The organism is Pedobacter humicola, assembly GCF_056490705.1.
Map to the genome: position 1 here is coordinate 398,214 of NZ_JBWJIG010000004.1, position 20,910 is coordinate 419,123.

At 40.6% G+C, this 20,910-nt stretch carries 17 protein-coding genes; 12 read left to right on the top strand and 5 right to left on the bottom strand.

Annotated features, from left to right (window positions below):
• Positions 1–78 precede the first annotated feature (78 nt).
• Positions 79–639 (bottom strand): GIN domain-containing protein, encoded by a 561-nt coding sequence (locus AC04Q1_RS09655; protein ID WP_478364044.1) that lies wholly within the window; start codon positions 637–639, stop codon positions 79–81.
• Positions 640–955: 316 nt separating this feature from the next.
• Here AC04Q1_RS09655 and AC04Q1_RS09660 point away from each other — a divergent pair, with 316 nt between their 5' ends.
• From AC04Q1_RS09660 to AC04Q1_RS09670, 3 genes are all read left to right on the top strand, one after another.
• Positions 956–2,539 carry a Na+/H+ antiporter gene (locus tag AC04Q1_RS09660; RefSeq protein WP_478364046.1) on the top strand — a complete coding sequence of 528 codons (1,584 nt, stop codon included), beginning with the start codon at positions 956–958 and terminating at the stop codon, positions 2,537–2,539.
• Between the two features lie 84 nt (positions 2,540–2,623).
• Positions 2,624–3,043, top strand: a complete 420-nt coding sequence (locus AC04Q1_RS09665) for a hypothetical protein (RefSeq protein ID WP_478364048.1) — start codon at positions 2,624–2,626, stop codon at positions 3,041–3,043.
• 418 nt (positions 3,044–3,461) lie between these two features.
• Positions 3,462–5,135 (top strand): alkaline phosphatase family protein, encoded by a 1,674-nt coding sequence (locus tag AC04Q1_RS09670; RefSeq protein WP_478364050.1) that lies wholly within the window; start codon positions 3,462–3,464, stop codon positions 5,133–5,135.
• Between the two features lie 81 nt (positions 5,136–5,216).
• Here AC04Q1_RS09670 and AC04Q1_RS09675 read toward each other — a convergent pair whose 3' ends face one another.
• Positions 5,217–6,356 (bottom strand): hypothetical protein, encoded by a 1,140-nt coding sequence (locus tag AC04Q1_RS09675; protein ID WP_478364052.1) that lies wholly within the window; start codon positions 6,354–6,356, stop codon positions 5,217–5,219.
• 20 nt (positions 6,357–6,376) lie between these two features.
• The gene (locus AC04Q1_RS09680) at positions 6,377–7,270 is read right to left on the bottom strand and encodes a TssN family type VI secretion system protein (protein WP_478364054.1); all 894 of its coding nucleotides are present in this window, start codon (positions 7,268–7,270) and stop codon (positions 6,377–6,379) included.
• Positions 7,271–7,384: 114 nt separating this feature from the next.
• Here AC04Q1_RS09680 and AC04Q1_RS09685 point away from each other — a divergent pair, with 114 nt between their 5' ends.
• Positions 7,385–8,323 (top strand): type VI secretion system baseplate subunit TssG, encoded by a 939-nt coding sequence (locus AC04Q1_RS09685; RefSeq protein WP_478364056.1) that lies wholly within the window; start codon positions 7,385–7,387, stop codon positions 8,321–8,323.
• 26 nt (positions 8,324–8,349) lie between these two features.
• On the opposite strand, the gene AC04Q1_RS09690 is transcribed toward AC04Q1_RS09685, so the two are convergent.
• Positions 8,350–10,215 (bottom strand): type VI secretion system baseplate subunit TssF, encoded by a 1,866-nt coding sequence (locus AC04Q1_RS09690; protein ID WP_478364058.1) that lies wholly within the window; start codon positions 10,213–10,215, stop codon positions 8,350–8,352.
• Between the two features lie 26 nt (positions 10,216–10,241).
• Positions 10,242–10,676 (bottom strand): GPW/gp25 family protein, encoded by a 435-nt coding sequence (locus tag AC04Q1_RS09695; RefSeq protein ID WP_478364060.1) that lies wholly within the window; start codon positions 10,674–10,676, stop codon positions 10,242–10,244.
• 179 nt (positions 10,677–10,855) lie between these two features.
• Here AC04Q1_RS09695 and AC04Q1_RS09700 point away from each other — a divergent pair, with 179 nt between their 5' ends.
• The 8 genes from AC04Q1_RS09700 (at position 10,856) to AC04Q1_RS09735 (ending at position 20,431) form a co-directional block, all read left to right on the top strand.
• On the top strand, positions 10,856–11,377 hold the full coding sequence (locus tag AC04Q1_RS09700) for a hypothetical protein (RefSeq protein WP_478364062.1): 522 nt from the start codon (positions 10,856–10,858) through the stop codon (positions 11,375–11,377).
• Between the two features lie 10 nt (positions 11,378–11,387).
• Positions 11,388–11,873 (top strand): type VI secretion system TssO, encoded by a 486-nt coding sequence (gene tssO, locus AC04Q1_RS09705; protein ID WP_478364064.1) that lies wholly within the window; start codon positions 11,388–11,390, stop codon positions 11,871–11,873.
• Between the two features lie 32 nt (positions 11,874–11,905).
• On the top strand, positions 11,906–12,886 hold the full coding sequence (locus AC04Q1_RS09710; protein ID WP_478364077.1) for a PKD domain-containing protein: 981 nt from the start codon (positions 11,906–11,908) through the stop codon (positions 12,884–12,886).
• Between the two features lie 42 nt (positions 12,887–12,928).
• Positions 12,929–15,304, top strand: coding sequence for a type VI secretion system protein TssR domain-containing protein (gene tssR, locus AC04Q1_RS09715; RefSeq protein WP_478364079.1), 2,376 nt, complete (start codon positions 12,929–12,931; stop codon positions 15,302–15,304).
• A gap of 5 nt (positions 15,305–15,309) precedes the next feature.
• Entirely contained in the window at positions 15,310–17,826 is a 2,517-nt protein-coding gene (locus AC04Q1_RS09720) for an ATP-dependent Clp protease ATP-binding subunit (protein ID WP_478364081.1), read from the top strand.
• Between the two features lie 56 nt (positions 17,827–17,882).
• Positions 17,883–18,329 carry a hypothetical protein gene (locus AC04Q1_RS09725; RefSeq protein WP_316843474.1) on the top strand — a complete coding sequence of 149 codons (447 nt, stop codon included), beginning with the start codon at positions 17,883–17,885 and terminating at the stop codon, positions 18,327–18,329.
• Positions 18,330–18,347: 18 nt separating this feature from the next.
• On the top strand, positions 18,348–19,736 hold the full coding sequence (locus AC04Q1_RS09730) for a DUF5458 family protein (RefSeq protein ID WP_316843475.1): 1,389 nt from the start codon (positions 18,348–18,350) through the stop codon (positions 19,734–19,736).
• Positions 19,737–19,858: 122 nt separating this feature from the next.
• Positions 19,859–20,431 carry an NAD(P)H-dependent oxidoreductase gene (locus AC04Q1_RS09735; protein ID WP_478364083.1) on the top strand — a complete coding sequence of 191 codons (573 nt, stop codon included), beginning with the start codon at positions 19,859–19,861 and terminating at the stop codon, positions 20,429–20,431.
• The last annotated feature ends 479 nt before the right edge of the window (positions 20,432–20,910 follow it).

Genomic DNA, 20,910 nt, shown 5'->3' on the forward strand with positions numbered 1-20,910 from the left:
TAACACCAAAGCCGTAATTTGCAAAAGTTACGGCTTTGGTGTTTCACCGGGTTTGCTACCTGGCATAATACATTTTTATCATTCAGTTACTTGCGTATGCAATACCGCAAACTGATCGAAAGTGAGTTTTTGCGTTTTATCCATTACAAGAAAATGTGTATCCGTATTTCCCTTGAGGTACAGTGTCGATTTATCGTAAATGGCGGTATAGAGTTGCTGGCTTGTGGTATTCACATCAGCAATTGCATTTCCCCTTAAAATAATTTGAAGGTATTTAACTGATAAGACACCCTGCGTTTTTACAATAGCATTTTCGTCGGCCTCTATTCGGTAAATTTCCGATACATAAACAATCAGTTTACCTGTTGCACTACCCGTTCCGGTGATGCTAAGCACATCGCCCTGCTGTGTTATTCTGGCGTTTCCTTCATTATCATCGGTGTAAGAAACACCAACCTGAGGCCGCTGGATCAGCAATACTTCGACATTCCCTTTGATCAGGATTTTCCTAAAGGGAGCAACCTGATCGGTTTTGGCAGGTTGATCTGCTTTGGCACTGGCAGCTGTTGGAAATAGGTAGATCAATACTAAAATAATGATTGATACCATGGCAGTTGAGGATTTTAAATAAGATTTCATTGTGTTTTATTTTAATGGTGTATGATAAATCGTTTTTGATAAGATCGTTAATTCTTTTAGTGATCATATCGTTCGAATGCCTATTAACGAAGGAAGTGCCAAAACAAATAATTATATTTATTGTGCTGATAATCAGTTAATTGATTTTATTTTTGAAGGATTTTAGTGTTCATTATCGAACAGTCGATCGTGCGGCACCGAACAGTTTACATGGATAATCACATTCAAATCGTGATGCAGTGGTTAGGATTGTCTCTTATTTTTTATAAATTGAGGTACCGAAACCATACTATTTCCTTTCACCTTAACTGCTCCTATGCATACCATTTTACCTTTTCTGCTGGCTATTGTAGCCATCATTGTACTGCTAAACATGTGGGCCACCAGGCTCAAAATCGCTTATCCGATTTTGCTGGTTGTTGGTGGATTGGTGATCAGTTTTATACCTGGCTTACCAAAGGTGAAAATTGATCCCAACCTGATATTTTTTATATTTCTTCCACCACTGCTGTTTGAGGCCGCCTGGTCGATCTCATTTAAAGAGATGAAAAAGTGGTGGCGCATTATCGGAAGTTTCGCCTTCCTGGTTGTTTTTTTTACCGCACTATCGGTGGCGCTGGTGACCAGCTATTTTATTCCCGGATTTACGATTGCCTTAGGTTTTCTGCTGGGTGGGATTGTTTCACCGCCCGATGCCGTAAGTACCGCTGCCATTACCAAGTTTGTAAAAATCCCAAAGTCAACCGCAGCTATTCTGGAGGGCGAAAGTTTGTTAAATGATGCCTCCTCGCTGATTATTTTCCGTTTTGCATTGGTTGCGGTGGGCACAGGTCAGTTTATCTGGCAGGATGCGGCTACAAGCTTTCTGTGGATGGTAATTGGTGGAGCGGGCATTGGTTTGGTATTGGGTTGGCTATTTGTGCAGGCACACAAGTATTTACCCACCGATGCGCCATCCGATACCGCACTTACCCTCATTGAGCCTTATTTTATGTACTGGATCGCCGAACAGGTGCATAGTTCAGGTGTACTGGCAGTGGTAAGCGGGGGATTGTATATGTCGGCAAAGCGACTGGTGTTTTTAAACAGTACCAGCCGCATCAGGGGATTCAGTGTGTGGGAAAGTTTTATCTTTATTTTAAACGGCGTAGTTTTTCTGATTATCGGGCTGGAACTTCCCGAAATCAGGGATGGTTTGCGTGCACAGGGCATTCCCTTAAGTACCGCCATTGGTTATGGTTTGCTGGTTACCGGTGTATTAATTGCTGCCCGGATCATCAGTTCCTATGCCGCCATGCTCGCTACGCTGATTTTCCGGCCAAGCGTAACACCTGCGGCACGTTCGGGAAGGGCACTGCTGTTTATGCCGTTATTGCTCGGCTGGACGGGTATGCGTGGCGTGGTTTCATTGGCAGCAGCTCTGGCCATACCTTTGACCTTCGATAATGGAAAAGCCTTTCCACAGCGAGACCTGATCTTGTTTATTACCTTTATCGTAATCTTGTTGACACTCCTGGTGCAGGGCCTTACGCTACCATCCATCATCAAGCGTACAGGGGCTTTTGGTTTTATATTTAAGCAGGAAACAGATGAAACGGTTAAGCGTGAGATGAAACGGGGCCTCAAACAACATGCCTATCAATTTCTTAAAAACAAGTATGATAACGAATTGAACGGGCATGCAGGTCTGGAAAAAATACTAAAACACTGGGAAGAAAAAGCCAATGCTACTGACGATAGCTGGATGAATGAAAATACCAAAATCATCTTTATCGAACTGCTCGAGAGCCAGCGGGCATTTCTTACCGAACTAAATAAAGATCCCGCCATTAATGAAGAAATCATCCGTCATCAACTCTATCAGATCGACCTTGAGGAAGAAAGGTTAAAGATGATCTGATTTAGCTGTTAATGCTTCTTAACAAATTACAGTTTGTAGCGTTTTGCCCCGTCTTGCCGTTTTTGATTAAAAAACCAATAGACAATGAAAAAAATAACACTCGTATTAGTAATGGGTATTGCCCTCATCGCCTGTAAAAAAAACAAAGGCACTTCTGATTGTGAAAACAAGGTATGCACAGAAGAATTTGTGATGACGGGTATAAAATTTGCAGACAATAAGGGCGCAGGAGCTGAGATAAAAGATTTTAGTGTGGTTAATCAAAGGACGGGAGAAAAACTCTACGCAAAATCAAGTGCAACAGTTAACACCATAAAAGGGTATTATATTGTGCTTGATGATGGAAATAAATTACAGTTATCGGCGCAGGGCGATGATCTCAAAATCACGGGTACATCTATAACAACCAATCAAACTAAATCGGCCATAGTAAAAGTGAGCGGCGGTGATTGTGCCTGCCACATCAGCAAGATCTCAGGACCAGAACAGATTGCTTTCGATTAAAAACACTTTATTCTGCATAAAAAGCACTGGATAAAAATTAAAACACGGTTTGTGCCAGTCCATTCATATTAGACTTAACCCTACAAGGTTGAGTCTTTTTTTTACCCCATCGATTTTTAGCCAGGGAACATTAACGGCAGCGTACGGTTTGATATCTTATCGGCAGTTGTTTAAAAATTGATAAACTATTAATGCATCATATCTACAGAGTTAAAACGGATTTTTTTCGGGTACAATTGTCACAGCTCCGTCTGGGGCCCGAAGCGGCTCCGAAGGGGATCCGTCTCAATCCTAAATTTATCATAGCCATATTGTGGTCAATAAGTTAATATGAATGTTTCATATTGGCGAAAAAATTGTTTAGTTTAGCTAAACAATAATCATTTTATGTAAACATTTCCTTAACCTTAATTTAACTATGAAAACATTGAAATCCCTATTATCCCTAATTGTTCTAATGGGTTTATGCATCCTGTCCTGTAAAAAGGCAGACACAGCAGCTGCTGAAGAAAACCAAATCTCAGATAAGCAGTCGTTAGCCAATAACGCGCTCGCTGCCAAACCTAAAAAAGTATTATTTATTGGTATTGATGGCTGTGTATGGAAGGCCATTACTGCCACGAATGCGCCTAACCTAAAAACTCTGATGGATCAATCGTACACCAGCACCAATGCCCTGGCGCAGGTACCTACCTGGTCGTCGAACGGATGGTCGGCTTTGTTTACAGGCGTAGGCGTAGCCAAGCATAAGGCATCCGACAATAGTTTTTCGGAATCTGATTTTGTAAACTACCCTTCTTTTTTCAGGCAGATTAAAACCAGTTTGCCAGCTTTACGTACAGCTTCAATCGTGACCTGGTCGTCGATAAATGATTTTATTGTGGCTACTGCAGATGTAACGGTGAAACAGAACAGTGCAAACGATAACGCTACAGAAACCAGGATTATCCAGGAAATTACCACGAGCAATACCGATGTTGCCTTTTGCCATTTCGATGATGTAGATCATGCAGGCCATGCCAGCAACTATAGAACAACCACCCAGATGTACATGGATTCGGTAAAAGCTGCGGATGCACGTGTAGGCCGGATATTAACCGCATTAAGGGCCAGACCGACCTATAATAACGAAGATTGGCTGATTGTTGTGGCTACCGATCATGGCGGCGACGCCAGTCATGGTGGTGCCAGTTATCCGGAGCAGAACGCTTTTATCATTTTAAACAATAGTGCTATTGCGCCCCAATTGGTGAATACATTGCCCACTACAGCGACAGAATCAAATCCACACAGTATTACCACCGTCGATTTTAAAACCAATATTTATGGTCAGTTGCCAACGCTTAGTAATTTAAATCTGAGTGCAACCAGCAGTTTTACCATCGAGTTTAGGGCAAGGGCAACCTCAGCGACAAGCGATCCGGTCATTATCGGGAATAAAAACTGGGCCAGCGGTTACAATAAAGGCATTATTATTGCCAACAGAAACGGCGTAATCAGGGCAAACTTTGGCGATGGCACGCACCGGTTGGATGTTGATGGTGTTGATTTAACCGATCAGCTATGGCACCAGGTGGCCATAGTAGTGAACCGTACTACCCAAAAAGCGACCATTTATGATGGCGGAATACAAGTCGCTGAAGGTAATATTTCTGCTGTTGGTGATTTGCAAAGTGGGACTGCATTTAAAATCGGGCAGGATGGTACCGGAAATTATAGCCCGTATTTTACCGGGAATATATCCGAAATCAGGTTGTTTAAATCGGCTTTGCCTGCAACGAGTATCAGTACATATAGTTTTACGGCTCTAACCTCGGCACATCCACAAAATGCCGACCTTGTTTTGTATACTAAGGGAAATGAAACCTCGGGAACTGCCTATAACGGCACTTTAGTGAGTCCGAAAATAGATATCCTGACCAAAAACAGCGCTGTAATTACACGTAGCGCTTTAACTACACCTATTTTTTACCGTAAAACAACTGATTATCATGGTGCCCCTTATTTATATAACGTACCGCCAACGATCTTGAAGTTTTTGGGCATTGCAAAGCCAAGTTATTACGACGGCTCGGCCCTGGTCAATTTTTAACGGCCAACGGGCATAATAAACAAAGAAACTGTACCTGGTTTAAGGGTACAGCTTCTTTGTTAAGCATTTCCGGGAAATATTTTAGTCCAGCAATGTCCAGGTTTTTCTGGCCTGTACCTGTTGTACCACTTGCTGCTCGGCAACAACAATATTTTCTTTGCGCTGGCCAATGTATTCCAGTCCGCTCAATTTATTCCAAAGTGCAACCAGTACATTCATAAACTCGCTGGCCATGAGCATGCTGTTGTTGATCTGTTTATGATCGTAAACCAGTTCGATGGTTTTGGCTAAAAGTTCTTCGAAGTTTCCGGGGGTAACATCCTTCCACTCGTAAAAATATTTTAGCAGTTCCTCCCTTTCGCGGGGATCGATCAGTTTGATGGCTGTGAAAAAAATGTGGGCTAAACTGGAGAAATAACCTGCCAAAACCACTGGCGATTCGCGGTGTGCAATGTTTCGGTATTCGTAAAATAAACCGGCAATATAATCCACAATCTTCTCTGAAATCAAACGGATGTTCTTACCTAAGGGCGTAATGTTATCACGGCCACCTGTTTTATCAATAATTTTGAAGGCCGCCAACTGTAAATCGTTCAATAAAACGCTGAAAGATTCATAGTATCTGATTAATGCAGGATGGCTCGTAATCGTTGAGCTGGGCGGGATATAATTGTTATTGATGGATAACCTTCCGTTTTCATAATAAACCTGTCCAATGGTCAGGAAATAACTGTCTGCCGTTTGCGAACTTACCTCACTCTCGGGCAAAACGGCAATCGAATAATTTTTTGCCAGTTCGGGATAACGGATCGGGCTTTCTTCAGGATTAGGCATGCCTGTAGGTACGCGGTTAAACGGGCTAACCACCAGCAAGATTACATAATTACGGGGCTCTGACTGGCCAAAGTAATGGTTATGGACCAATGTATCCATATTATCCGATTGTGTAATATCAATGTGGCAGCCTTCGGGCGTAACGGCATTACAGTATCTTACCCTCACTTCGATATGATTGGTGGCTTTTTCGATGATTTCGATATCGTGCGAGCTTTTATATCCGGCAAATGGGGGTAAAAAACCGTAATTACTGCTGTTTAGCTGTAACGATACGGCATCGCGCACAAAATCCTGTAAATAGAGGTCGCTTACTGTAAAATGATCACTAGAAAGCTTCATGCCATTAATCCAGTTGATGGATTTATATTTTAGCGGCTTTATCATGGTAGATGTTTTATTATAGATTAGATAAAGATAGCACTTTCTCCAACTTCGTTAGGCTTATTTGCATTTTCCGATACACGCTTGGCATAAATCGTCATTTTTTCGGTAATGCCGTTTTCGATGATATCCAGATCGGGGTCGATAAAAATATTACGTTTAAAAAAGGAGGTTTTGATAAAGAATATCCATTTGTAATTCTCCATGTCATCGCCTTTAAACTCCACCGGGCTTTTGGCAAACTTCAGGTTGTAATCGTCGATAAATTTATGGAACCAAATGCCGAAATTCATGTTTTCTACGGCTTTTACCTTCACTTTTAAAGGTTCGGGATCGGTACTTTTTTTGTACAGTTCAAGCTCAAGTACCAGAAGCCTGTTAAAATCTACATGGTCCATGTTAATATCCAAAGGGGTATCCGGATATTTCCAGATCTTGTAGATTTCCGAAGGAATGCCCAGTAGCGAAACATAGGCCCACCAAAAAATAAGCGGTACAAAAAAGCAGGCGATACTGCCGGCACCAAACCACCCGAAATTTACCGAACTTAACCAGTTAAAGGCAAGTTGAAATAAATAAACGGATAAAAGGGCCGAAATTAAGGTGGCAAAAAAGATAAATACCTTCCGTTCCAGTACGTCTTTAGGGTAATATTTCGTTAACAGGTAAACGAATACTGTACCCATTAAAAGGTAAAAAATACAGCATATAATATAACCCCAGGGCATAAAATTAAAATTAAGAAAGCCCAAAAAACCTGGGATGGCTAAAATAATGCCGATCAGCAGAACACTTACGATAAGTCGTTTGTTATTGAGAAACTGGTTCTTTTTGTTAATGATAGAAAGTACTGCCGTTGAGATTAGAAAGATCAGCGGAAATAAGAGAAAGCGGATAAAAAATGATTTAACGTCCATTAATTTTTTAGATGATGTACTGCAAATATAGTATCTTTAGTATTTGATTATGATCCTTTATTTTTTCGATAATGTAAATTTAATCTATAACAAAAATGCAAGCTTAAAGTTTAAATGAAAAAAGAAACATTGATTAATAACGAACTCTTTACAGATTATAAGGCCGTAGCGCAGGCTGCCGATCTGATAGAACGCGATATCATATCGGCCGACCGGATCGAAATCATCCCATTGGGGCCTGATAAGCGTGCTTTTGCAAAAGATATCGAAAATACCAATGTTTATTATTCTGAGATAAGAAGGCACGACCGTATCCGGATCCAGACAAACAGAGAAGGTTTATATGATATGTTACCTGAAGGCCTTTTCCACAGGCCGCCAACAGGCAGCGCGGGCATGGACGAAGAATCGATGATCAAGGATATCAGGGATCGGAGAGAGGAAGAAAAGCAAGCCAGGTTATTTTTTACGCCATTTGATGCTGAAATTAATTATGTAAGGATCATGACCGAGCTGTATGAAAACATGCTCGATAAAAAAACCACCTATTCTGATTTAAGCCGGATATTCGAATTCGGATGGGATGAATTTAACCTGTTAAATAAGGAACAGAGCATTATCTGGATGCATTTACTGCCAGAAATCCAGCTAAAAAGAAACGATATCGATTTTGTATCCAAAGTACTTACGGCATTGTTTAACCTGCCAATTGCGATTGTGGATGCTACAGCCAGTGTTACGCCCATCAAAATTGCCGATGAGCTGCAAATGCAGCTAGGGGCTAGTGCACTGGGGATCGATACCATTATTGGGGATAGTTTTATGCCGGAGCATGAATCATTCAATATTAATATAGGTCCAACTTCCCCGCAAGAATTGGTCAATTTTATTCCGGGGCAAAAGAACAGGGCCATTTTGGATATGGCCATCAGTTACCTGATGCCTGTAGATGCAGAGGTAAATGTTGAGTTGCTTACCGCAATAGATTTTCAGGAAACCGTACTCAGTGCGGATGGTGAAAGTGCCTTCCTTGGTTATACCGTTTATATTTAGCTGCTCTTTTTAAAAGCAGCTTTTCCTTACACCATTTTATACATAGAAGGCTTTAGCAACAGGCGGTAATGTGTATTCATGGTGCTCCGTAAATTTAATTTTGCTAAAGTAAGGCTCAGGAGTTCTTCCCAATCCTGTGCGTTGAGGTTAAGATGATCTGCAGGCTCGATGATGATATCTGTGGTTTTAATAAAACCTGCGCTGGGCTTATTGTCGAGGATAATGCCCTTGGCCAGCGTGATCCCTTTCAGTTTGTTGCCCAGTTCGTAACGGCAAAAATTAATTACGTCGGCTTTGGTAATAATCCGATCTGCCGTGGTTAGGCCATATTTATACGCCTGAACCCTATTGGTGGCATTTAGCCTCGAGCGACCGCCTTTCGTTTGGCTCAACAAAATAATACTTTCGGCATTCACCCTGTTGTTGTGGTATACCACCAGCCGGCTACCTGCATTAATGTGGTTGGCCTCTTCGGCCTGTGTTACCCATATATCCAGGAATAAAATATCGGCATCCTCAATCGGTTTTAATACGATATAGCTGGGCAATTCTTTAATGTCTTTAAGCGCCGAACGGCTTTTTTGTTCAATAAGCGCAATATTCTGTTCCAGGTTTTTAAGGATGGTACTTAAAAAATCGGGTCCGTAAGCAGAAAAAGCAGCTTTCTCATCCCTCAATAGTTCAAAAAGATAATCGACCAGTTCTTTTGCATTTCTGGTATCAAAACGTTCGGTACCGCCATATCTGATCGAAAAAGAGCCATCGCCCTTTTCGTTCTCATTGGTATATGGAATTTCATTGTAACTTTTGCCCTTGTTATCTTTCAGGTTTTCTACCGCAAGCATTTGGTCTGCTGCCTCAGTTTTAATCGGAATAATATTATTCATGGTTTTAAGCCTGTGTTTAATCTGGCTCAATCTTTTATTCACCACGGGGAACGCATTGATATAAATATGCAGTTCATTCAGCATTTCCTGGGTGATGGCTGCAGGGAAAACAACCTTTAGCCATTTCACCGATTCGTCGATGCGGTTTAATCCGGCCGGCTGAAAAATGTTTTCGAAAACGGGCGGCAGTTCCCTGCTTTCATCAATATTAAAATCATTCAGGTCGCCCAGTGTAATAAACCGGTTGCTGTAAAACTGTAAAACATCAGCTTTAATCAGATTAAGCAGTTGTTTGTGGTGAAAGGGCGCTTCAGTTTTGCCTGTTAAAGGTTCATCCATAAACCTTTCGGTATAAGGCGTAAGTTCGTTGTCTTTGTAAAACCATTTTCCCAACGACAACAGGTCGTAGGTATTTTCGGGTACTGAATAATTTTTCCAATCAAAAAATAAGTTCAGTTTATTAAAGTCCATCCAGTTTTTGATCCCGCTAAAGCCAATATATAACGTATTCTTTTCAATCGCAGAACCTGGCAATGTATTTAATGCCGGCTGTTTACTAGATTGTTCTACATTAAAAAGTGTATTTCCGGTGGCAATGTACTTTATCGATGCATTATGAACCTTTACGGTATGCAAAGGACTAAAAAATATATCGGTTTTTTTGGTCTTATCGTTTTCCTGCTGGATATTTTTCTTAAAAGCGAACTGGGTATATGGCGAGAGGTAATCTTCATCTTCGATAGGCCTGGCGTGGATAATGGCATGGGCTGGTAAGGATGAAGTTAAATGATCGGGTGCTAAAATGCGGCTGATTTTATCAAAAATCCTATTCTCCAGGTTTTTAACATCATTGGCTACGTTAAAAAGTTCGTTGCTTAATGCCTCAATAATCAGCTTTACCAGCGGGTCGAAATCATTACTGTCTTTAATATTCCAAAAATCTTCGGCATTTTTTAAGATTCTATTCCGGATTTCATCTTTTGATGAATAAAAAACTGGCTTCATGTGTAGAAAATTTGGGGCGTTTTCGTTTAGGTTGATAGTGGGCTAAGAAATAAAGCCGTATTAAAAAAATATTTTTCACCTGTGGTTTTTATCAGTGCCCTAACGCTAATATCCACCTTTTTTTTGATCTCAGTTATCTTACGCAGGGGATATACATTTTCAACCTCCGTAATGCGCACTTCTACCGAAGTATTATATATCCTGAACTCATTATCGGTAATCGATTTGAGCAGGGATTTGCGGAATTTTTCCTCCCAGATGCTTTCACTCACGATTAATTCAAAATCAAGGTCCCATATCTCGCAGCCGAAATCGTTGTGGTACCTGTGCTCTCCGAAGCGGGTAAAAATAATCAGTTCTATGTGGTTAGAAATCGATTTACCGAGGTCAGTTGGCTGAAGGCCAGTGCCCGAGAAAACAGACTTAAATCTGAAGGGTTTGTTGTAAAAATTTTCAGACATAGATGGTTTGGCTTAAAGTTTGTTAAAAGTAAAAGAAATAAAATCGTTTTTATAACCAAACAACAAATATTAAAAATTGTTATGGTACTGTGTTAATTTGAGAATTTTGTGAGATTTTAAGTGAAGTAGATGTCAGATTAATTACTAGACTATTGCTATGTGAAACCATTAATCCCCCTATGAAACCCATTAACGCCATCGAAATTAGGAGATCTTATACCAGGTTTATCTTAAACTTTGTATTCCTAACACTTTTCTCCATTCTTTGCATTTATCTCTTTTTTGCAGCCTCCGATTACGAATATACGCTACTTGATAAAAAAGTAAAGGAAACCGAAAAACTATCTTATCTCAGAAAAGATATCAATACCAACTTCGACCTGATTTTGGTCCGGTTTAAAGAGCTTTCACAGTATACCAATTATAATGCAGATGAAATGAGCAAACAGGCCATTTTGCTGAGTGATATTCAAAGCGCCAACAACAGGATAAAAGAGCTGATCTCCAAAAAAACAGCCGTCACGCCGAGCTTCGCTTTGTACGAAAAACTGAACAACAACGTAGGCGCCATGGCCAATCTGCAAGATTCGCTTATCGATTCGAGGTCGGTGATTCAAAGGGCTAAAGAACGTGTTGATGAGTGCATCCTTGCAAATCAGGCAGCAGCAAAAAAAATTAGAAACGGTAGGTTCGGGCGATAATTAGGATACGATGATAAAATTAAGCATAAAAGAAAGACGCGAACAATTCTTGTTCTTTTTAGCGCTATTTGTTTTTACGGTTGGGCTGTTAAGCTTTGGCATTTTTTATAGCGGTAAATCACAGTACGAAATCTCTAAAGCAGAGCTTGAAATAAAGATTAACGAAAATGAAGTATTTGAAAATACGGTAAAAGAAACCATGCCTATTATAGATACCACTTTTAAATGGATTACCCGTTACAATCCGAATGTACGGGCTGTATTTTTAAGGGATGATATTCAACGTTCATTGGGTTCTATCAAATCTGCATTCGACCGTAAGGCATCCGATTCGCGCTATAAAATTTTTATTCAGAACGAACTGTTATACGACAGATTGTTTTATGACAGACAAGAGCAGAATAAGAATATATCGGATATCGAACTTTACCAAAAACAACTAGACGACTGTATTACCAACAGGCGCCAATTACAGCAAACCATATCAGCAAGATAAACATTCTCAAACACCATATAAAAACGCTACCTATGTCTGACACAAACACCAAGCAAGTTAATTCAAATTCGCAAGGCTATGTTATTCTGTACATCCTCCTGGCTGTACTACTACTAACCGGTCTGATTTTCTTATTTAAGAGTTCATTGTTCGAAAAACGGGCAATTGATGCGAGAATCCTTAAGGATGAAATTTATTTAAACGAAGATTTAGTTTTCACCGATAATACCCCTAAAGCCTCAAAATGGCTATGGGAATTTGGTAATGGCGAAAAAGCCACTACAAAAACCGGATCTTATCACTACACCAAACCCGATACATATATTGTACGCTTAACTGTTGATGGCGAACTCCGTCAGGAATTTCCGATCACCGTGCGCGATACCGTAAAAGCGGCAGTTGTGGATAGCGTGCTTACCATCAGCGGGCCAACCGCAGGTTTGGTTAACGAAGAAATCAGGCTGGAAGGCGACGGCGAAGGAAAGGATTTCGAATGGTCGTTCGGCGAAACCGGCCGCGTAGATGTTAAAGGAAAAACCGCCTTGTACACGTACCGTGCCCCGGGAAAATACGTAGTTCGTCTCCGCTCTGATAAAGCCCGTAAGCCAGCTTTCTTAACTATTTTAATTACCGACCCTAATGCCGAAATCGTTGAAGATCTGGTTGCCCCGGGTGATGGCGAACGCAAAACGATCGATGATATCAGGGCCCGTTTACAGGCCATTGCCAATGGTGCCGATTTTAACTCTAATTATTATTACCTCATAAACAAATACATGTGCGGCAACGAAAAAGTAACTGTAAATGTAGAGATGAACGGTAAGAAAAAACAGACGGATATTTATTCGTATTGTATGGGCTTAACCTTTGGCGGCGAGATAGCGGTAGATGAAGCACAATTAACCATTAAGCCGAATTCTACCTGTGCCAGTTTATTAAATATTAAACAACATTCCGGAACGGCCCAGCCCGCAGCAACAGCAGCTGCCGAGGCTCCGGCGAAAACGAAATAGATTAACCTCTTAACCTAATTTTAAAGCTCATCTACAAAGAATATGAAAAGATATTATGCCTTAACCATCCTATTTTTAGGAATATCGTTTGCCCATGCACAGTCACCGGCATCTTTTGGCAAAAAAGTGAAATACATGCCTAAATCTTACGAAAGGCCTGCCGAAACCATAAATGTTAACGATAATACCAGCAGCAGCAGTTTGCCATGGATTGTATTTTCAGATCGGGAAGACAACTATACCACTACTGCACCAGGCGGGAGCCTGATTATGAAAAAAATCAGCTTTATGGAGCCCTTCTATGTGTCGAAAGAAGAAAACGGGTACCTGAAACTGATTAAATATAAGGCAGGAATGATCCGGGGCAGAAAAATAAACGATAAAAAAAGTGCCATCAGCTACGGCTGGATAGCAAAATCTAAACTGCTTTTATGGCAACGTGCATTCTCTAACCAAAAAACTGGTTATGCAGAAAAGGCGATTGGCATTGTAAACGGAAAAAATGCACTTACAGAACCAAAATTTTATTTCGATACCACCGACTCGATCCTGGTGTATAATACGCCTGAGCTTAAAGACAGACGCAGCAAAGTAAGGTTGCACGAAATTGCTTATATCTACAAAAAATCGGAAGACGGTAAAAAATACCTGATTGGGTCTGATGATCAGCTGGTTGCCGATACCGCCTTAAAAAGTGTTTATGGATGGGTTTCTGCCGAAGCTGTACACAGTTGGGGAGACCGTTTGTACATCACCTCTGTTAAACCGGGCAGTTATGATAATGATGATTCTACTTCAACAGCGATCAAAAATGGAATTGATAAAGGAACGGCCTTTGTTGTCGATCCCTTAGTGCCAAGTGAGAACCTGATTTTAAGAAGCATTCCTGTTGTTTCGGATGATGCCAGTGCTTATACTGTGGGTATTGCCGCTGATGTTTATAACAAAAAAGACAATAAAATTTTAACCATTAATGGTTCATCACTTTCTTATCAGGATTATCTGAAACTACGTAAAAATAAAACAAAGGTAAATGTTGTTTTTGTGGTAGATGGGGGAAGTCCGATGACCAAATATCTTGCTGGAATGACGAATACCATTGCCTCATTTGAAAATATTATGGGCGATTTTGGCAAAGGAACAAAAGTAAACTATGGTGGTGTAGTATATCGTGGCGAAACCGGATGTGCGTTACAGGGTATTTTTGTGAGCCCGATCCAGGGCGATTACAGGCAGCTAATGACTTTCTTATCAAACCAGGCAAAAAATACCCTTAGGTGTAATGGGGAGGTGGCAGAAGAACCGGTTTTTACAGCATTAAAAGCAGGGATCAATTTGTTTAAAGCAAAAAAGGACGAAACCAATTTAATTATCCTGGTGGGTAGTACCGGGAATATTGGCGGTACCAATAATTACCTCATTAACGAACTGAGCGAGCAGGTGGCCCTTGCCGATGCCCGGATTTTAGCCTTACAGGTGTACAGCGATTTTAACCAATCGTTTAACGATTTTGTGATCCAATCGCGTAAACTCGTTTCAGAATCGGCTATACGATCTGCCGAATACAGAAAAAACACCATGGTTAAAGGAGAAGGTTTGAAAAGTTTCCAGCCTTACAATACCAGTTTACAGGATTCGATTTCGTACTATTTAGATTATCCTAAAAACAGTTTGATACAGGGTGGGGTGGTATTCCCAACCAAAGGAACGGTAAACTCCAACCAGAGTATGACCATCGCACTGCGCCGTTTTGTAAAAGAAACAAACGCCGATATCTATAACCAGATCAGCTCTTTGGATAGTGCGTTCCGTTTAACGGGTATTTCACGCAAAAATTTATCTGCTGATGTGGAGGGTTTGTTGCCTGAACCTGTTGGCGCAGAAGTGGCCGACCGCATGCCGCATAATGCTTTTAAATATTATAGTACGGCAAATGTATCAACCGATATAGTGAAAAATAACCGCTCTAGTTTGCAATATGCCATTGTTTTAAACAACATGGAATACAAGCAGATTGTGGATGTTTTTTCGATCATGTTGGGGCAAAATCTTCAGGCCGATCAATCTTCTTTCAGGAGCAAGCTGGTTAAAAACTATGTAAGAATGCCTAAACAGTTACTCGGTATGAACGTATCATCTGGTGACATCAAAGCGATGACTTTAGCCAATTATATTAAGCTGGTTACCGGTTTGCCTTTAAATAATGAGTTTTTAGCCAAATATAAAGTTAGCGATTTAAAAAGCACCTCTAAAATGCCGTTAGATCAGTTCGAAACCTATATTAAATTGTTAAATCAGTCGGTACAGCAGATTAAACGTGCTACACAGATTGAGCAACAGTTTATCTCGAACGGAAAAATATATTACTACATCACTGAAAATAATTTTAATCCGGCAGTATTGCCTACAACCAACTAAGGGATATGGCAGTTACAAATTTAAGCGAATCGGTAAAAACAGCGTTGCATATCGCACAATCGTTGGCTAAAGAGTACAGAAACGAAGTGTTTTCTGCTGCTCATTTGCTTAAAGGATTAATGCATAAAGATGTTGGTTTAAGATCGTTCATCACTTCCATTGGGAAGGATGAGGAATACATTAGCGAGTGGGCAGAGGTCCGCATTGACGAACAGCCAAAATCGGCCAGCCTTAGCGATACTGTTAGCGGTGCGCCCGAAATCGCAGTGATCTTTGAAGAAGCAGATAATGTGCGCATTAAACTGGGACTGGACTTAATTACACCCGTTTGTGTGTTAACCGCTCTGGCAAAACCAGGCATCGGTTTCCAGCCCGATCAGTTAAAATCTTTTCCGATCAAAGAACGTGAGATTTTAGATCTCTATGTAAAAGACGAAGAAATTTCGAGGGTAGTTTCGCCCGATAAAGCCGCATCGGGTACTGAAAATAAAAGTACCGGTAATGCGCTCCACAAATATTGCATGGATCGTTTGCAGATGGTGCGTGATGGCAAAACAGACCCGATTATCGGCCGTGATAAGGAAACACGGATGATGATGGAAATTCTTTGCCGCAGAACCAAACCCAACGTAATTCTTACCGGTGATGCCGGAGTGGGTAAAACGGCTTTGGTTGATGGTTTTGCTATTGATATTGTGAACCAGAATGTACCTGAAAGTTTAAAACCGGTTCAGCTTTTTGAACTGGATTTGGGATCCTTAATCGCAGGCGCCTCTTATAAGGGAGAAATAGAAGACCGCTTAAAAAATATCATCAAAGAAATAAAACAGTTTGAAAAAGCGGTTCTTTTTATTGATGAAATCCATACGTTATTGGATAGCAAAGGCCCTTTGGGTGCAGGCATCGGCAATTTATTAAAGCCAGAGCTGGCCCGTGGCGAAATTACGGTAATCGGTGCGACTACCATTGACGAATACCGCAAGATTATCGAACCGGAACAGGCATTTAGCCGTAGGTTTGAAGTGCTTCAGGTAAATGAGCCAAATGAAGAAAGCACCATCAAGATGTTGCAGAAACTGGCTGTAAAATACGAGGAACACCATACTTTAACCATCGAGCCCGATGCCTTAGGCGAATGTGTACGTTTGGCCAAGCGTTATATGAAAGACAGGCGCCTTCCTGATTCGGCTTTCGATCTGTTAGACCGGACGATGGCCGCCATGAAAATGATGAACGATACTTCCGATCAGGTAATCGAAAGTTTGGAAAGCGATTTAGAAGTATTGAAGGCAAACGAGGGACAATCGGAAGCGGATCAATTTGCCGATTATAAATGGCTTTTTTCCCTGCTTCAAAATAAGTTAAGTCCGGTTTTATTGGGCCGCTTAACCGACGAAACCCAAACTGATGCCTTCGAAACAGCCGATGAATATCAGGGGTATATCAACAGCAGTCTTCAGGAGCTAAAAAAATATGCCGCCGAAAAAAGCGACCGCATCACCAAACAGGATATTGCTTCTATAGTGGCCTACAAAACAGGGATCCCTATGGGGAAACTGCAGGCGGGCGAGAAGGAGAAATTGCTGAATATGGAGCAATACCTCAAGAAACGTGTGGTAGGGCAGGATCAGGCTTTAAAAGCTGTTTCTGACGCCATTCTCGAATCACGTAGTGGATTGAACAAAAAAGGTCAGCCTATCGGGTCGTTCTTTTTGTTGGGCCCAACCGGAACAGGTAAAACCGAACTGGCCAAGTCAATTGCCGAGTTTTTGTTTAACGACGAAAAGGCGATGATCCGTTTCGATATGTCTGAATTTAAAGAGGAGCATAGCGCAGCCTTGCTTTATGGAGCGCCTCCGGGCTATGTAGGTTACGAAGAAGGTGGTTTGCTGGTGAATAAAATCAGACAACAACCCTACTCTGTATTGCTTTTTGATGAAATCGAAAAAGCACACCCTTCGGTATTTGATACCTTTTTACAGATTTTGGATGAAGGCCACATGCACGACCGTTTGGGAAAGGAAGGCGATTTTAGCAATTCGCTGATCCTTTTTACCTCGAATATTGGCAGTGAGTGGATTGCCGAGCAGATAGGCAAAGGGGTTATTCCGGCCTCAAACCAATTAATGGAAGTAATGGCAGGGCATTTCCGACCAGAGTTTTTAGCCAGAATTTCGGAGATCGTTCCTTTTGCGCCAATTAATGAAAGCAATGTGGTGCGTATTTTCGAAATCCAGTTGAGCAGCCTGATCCAATCCTTAAACAAAATGGGCATCGACTTTGAAATTGCAGATGATGCCAAGAAAATGATCGCTTTAGATGGCTTTACGCCGAAATACGGCGCAAGGCAATTATCGGCAGTAATCAGAAATCTGTTGCGCAGGCCCATTTCTAAATACATCATTTCGGGTGAATTAAAAAAAGGCTCGAAGATCAAAGTGAGCAAACATCCGGATGCAGATCAGTTAGAATGGAATATTATTCAACCTGAAGCCGCAATATTGGAACAAAAATTGAGTTAAAACGTTAACTATTATATTATTAAGAAAAATTAATCGTAAATCTAAATCAACATACTATGTTTAACTATGAAATTGGAGGTAACGAGCGAAAAATTGATACCTCGGAAGCTTTCGCAGAAATTGCCCATAATAAAACACTTTTTGTACAGAAACTTACAGATAACGAACCAATAAAACCAGAAAAGGTAGAAGGGTTAAAAACGGTAAAGGAAGTATTCGAACATTATAAACCAAATGTAAAAGTAGCTTTCGAAAAGCAGGATGGCTCTACCGTAGGTGAAACGATAAATTTTAACGACCTGGGCGATTTTGGTGTAAAAAACATCATCAACCAAAGTAACTATTTAACCAACGTTAACATTGAGCGGGAAATGTCGCTTAATGTAATCAAACAGTTAAAATCGAACAAGACCCTAAAAGCTACGCTTGATGATGAAGAAACCAAATCGGCCTTCATTAGTGCTTTAAAGAATTTTGTTGACGAATTGGAGCAAAATAAATAATCTAAACGCTGAGAAAACATGTCAAATCCTCAAGAATTAAAAGCAGACCAAAATACATCCGAAGCAGGTTTTAAACCCGCCGAAGGAAAAAGCATAGAAAAGACCTCACTTAAGGATAACTTAGAAAAGCTGGCCCGGGTAGGTGGTTTCGATTTGCTGGAAGCTACCGTTGATGGCCTTCAGAATTTAAACCCCGAAAGAAAAGCACGCAAGCAGATCTTTTTAACAGGTGATGAAAAAAAGAAAGAACGCGAAGAACTGAAAAAGAAGATCCAGCTTTGGATCGATGTGCTTGAATCTTCTACTTCGGTGGCGGATATGGTAGAAAAAAGTACCGAGAAGCTGAATGCTGCAGAAGAAAACCTGAAAAAGAATATCGGTACAGCTCTCGAAAGCACCAGAGAACTGGAGCAGGCTTATCGTTCGGTTCATTTATTCTATAAAAATACCGAATCTGATAAACTGAAAAATGTAGTGCTGTTAAATGCATCGATGGATCAGATCAAAGATTTGGACAATCCACGTTTTATCGAATATGTGGATGACGAGTTAAAACAAAACTACGACCGTTTAGATCTTCGTAAGAACTATTCGTTAATGGTGGTGCCCGGCTATATGGGTTCTAACAAAGTGTTAGAAAGATGGGGCAAAATTGCGCACAACAACAAAGCCATGCTTGTAACCGATTTCGCTGACCTTGATCAGCCGGATGATGTACTGGATTTATTTACCGCTGCAAACTTTACCGGCGGTGATGCATTCAGATCGAACGTAATCATGACCTGTAACTGGCTGGTAGGCCGTGGTAAGGTTGCCGAAGTGGGAGAAGAAGATGATCTTACCGTACCTGGATCTGCAGCACTTGCAGGTAAAATGTACTATACCCTAATGTCGCAGGTTACTGCCGGTAAAAAACACGGTGCCATAAACGAGGTAGATGGTGTAAAATTCGATTTAAAGAAAAGCGAGATCTCTCATTTAGAAAGAGTGGGTTTGGTGCCAATGGTAAATGAATATGGTAAAGTGATGGCTTTCTCGGCTAAAACCCTATTCAATGGCGATAATATCGGTTTACAGACCTATTCGGTTGTGCGTGTGTTTGATTACATTACCAAAGTATTGTTCGATTTCTTAAACAGAAGGGCATTCGAAAACTGGACGTCTAAAACCGAGCAGGATCTGCGCGGGCAGATCGTTAAGTTTTTAGACGGTATTCAGGGAGCTGACCGTTTGATCGAAAGATTTAAGATTATGCGATTTGAAAGAGACGAGCTTCAAAAAGACAGAATCCATTTAGATATCCACATTACACCTTATTTTCCGGCCAAAAGTTTCGTAGTGAAATTAGACGGACATAAAGGTGAAGATGAAAATACCACATGGAATACAGAGTACAACCAGCAATAATTTTTTGATAGCTGAAATAAAAACCCAACCCTAGCGTTGGGTTTTTTTATGGTTATGCATAACACTTAACAAATTCTTTATAATTTTGTAACGCATCGGCCAGATCAGATCAATCAAAAAAAATGAAGCAAGTACTTATCCTGAATGGGGATATTGAAAAAAACGCATCTACAAATTTCCTGATTAACGCCTATAAGCAAGGTGCAGAAAGTGCTGGCGCAACCGTGAGGGAGTTGGCCATCATCGATCTGATATTTAATTCGAACAAGCTGTTTAACAACAGGCAGATTGCCGAATTAGAACCCGATTTGCAGAAGGCTTTAACGGCTATCCGGCAAAGCAGCCATGTGGTACTTTTCTGTCCGGTATATGTAGACCATATTCCGGCAAAGATTAAGGGCTTTTTTGACCGCTTGTTTATGCCAGATCAGATCTTTACCACCCAACAGCAAAATATAAATAATAATTTTAGCGGCCGTTCGGCAAGGATTGTGTCTATTCTGGATGAAGCAACTTTTAAAGAATGGAAAGCAAACAAAAAAACAACTTATCTTTCTATCAAAAAAGTTGTTTTTGAGAAATGCAGGATGAGTCCGGTACTCACCAATACCATCGGCGAATTGCATTCTCTTGAAAACCATTACAGCCAAAAGTGGCTGGCCAAAATGGAAAAATTTGGCTCGCAACTGATTTAAATTGCGTCATTTTGATCTGATAGCTATCGGATGAAGCGCGACCTGTGCAGGTTTCATCGGTAGCGAAATGGAGAATCCTTTAAATCTAGAATAAATTTTCCTGAATATTGCCCTAAACTGCTACAGATTGGGGTGAAATCGCTACAGTTTTGTAGCTTATTTTTTCGTGTGATGTATTTGTAACACTAAAAATATCTTTTAACTTTTCCACATCTTTTCCACAATAATTATTCGTTTAACTAAGCATTTAGTATGATTTCTGAATTTTGCCCTTATTTTCAAAATAGGGCTATTCTTTAAATATGAGTGATATAGAAGATAATTGGCCTGATATTTGGTTAAGTTGATGCAGTAGCGGAGGCTACTATAAATCAAATTTTTAACCTTTAAATTTTAAAACTATGGCTTTCAAAGCTAGATTAAATTTTTCAGGCAAGGAGTACGATGTGCTTCATTGTGCCTATGCGTTAAACCGCGAC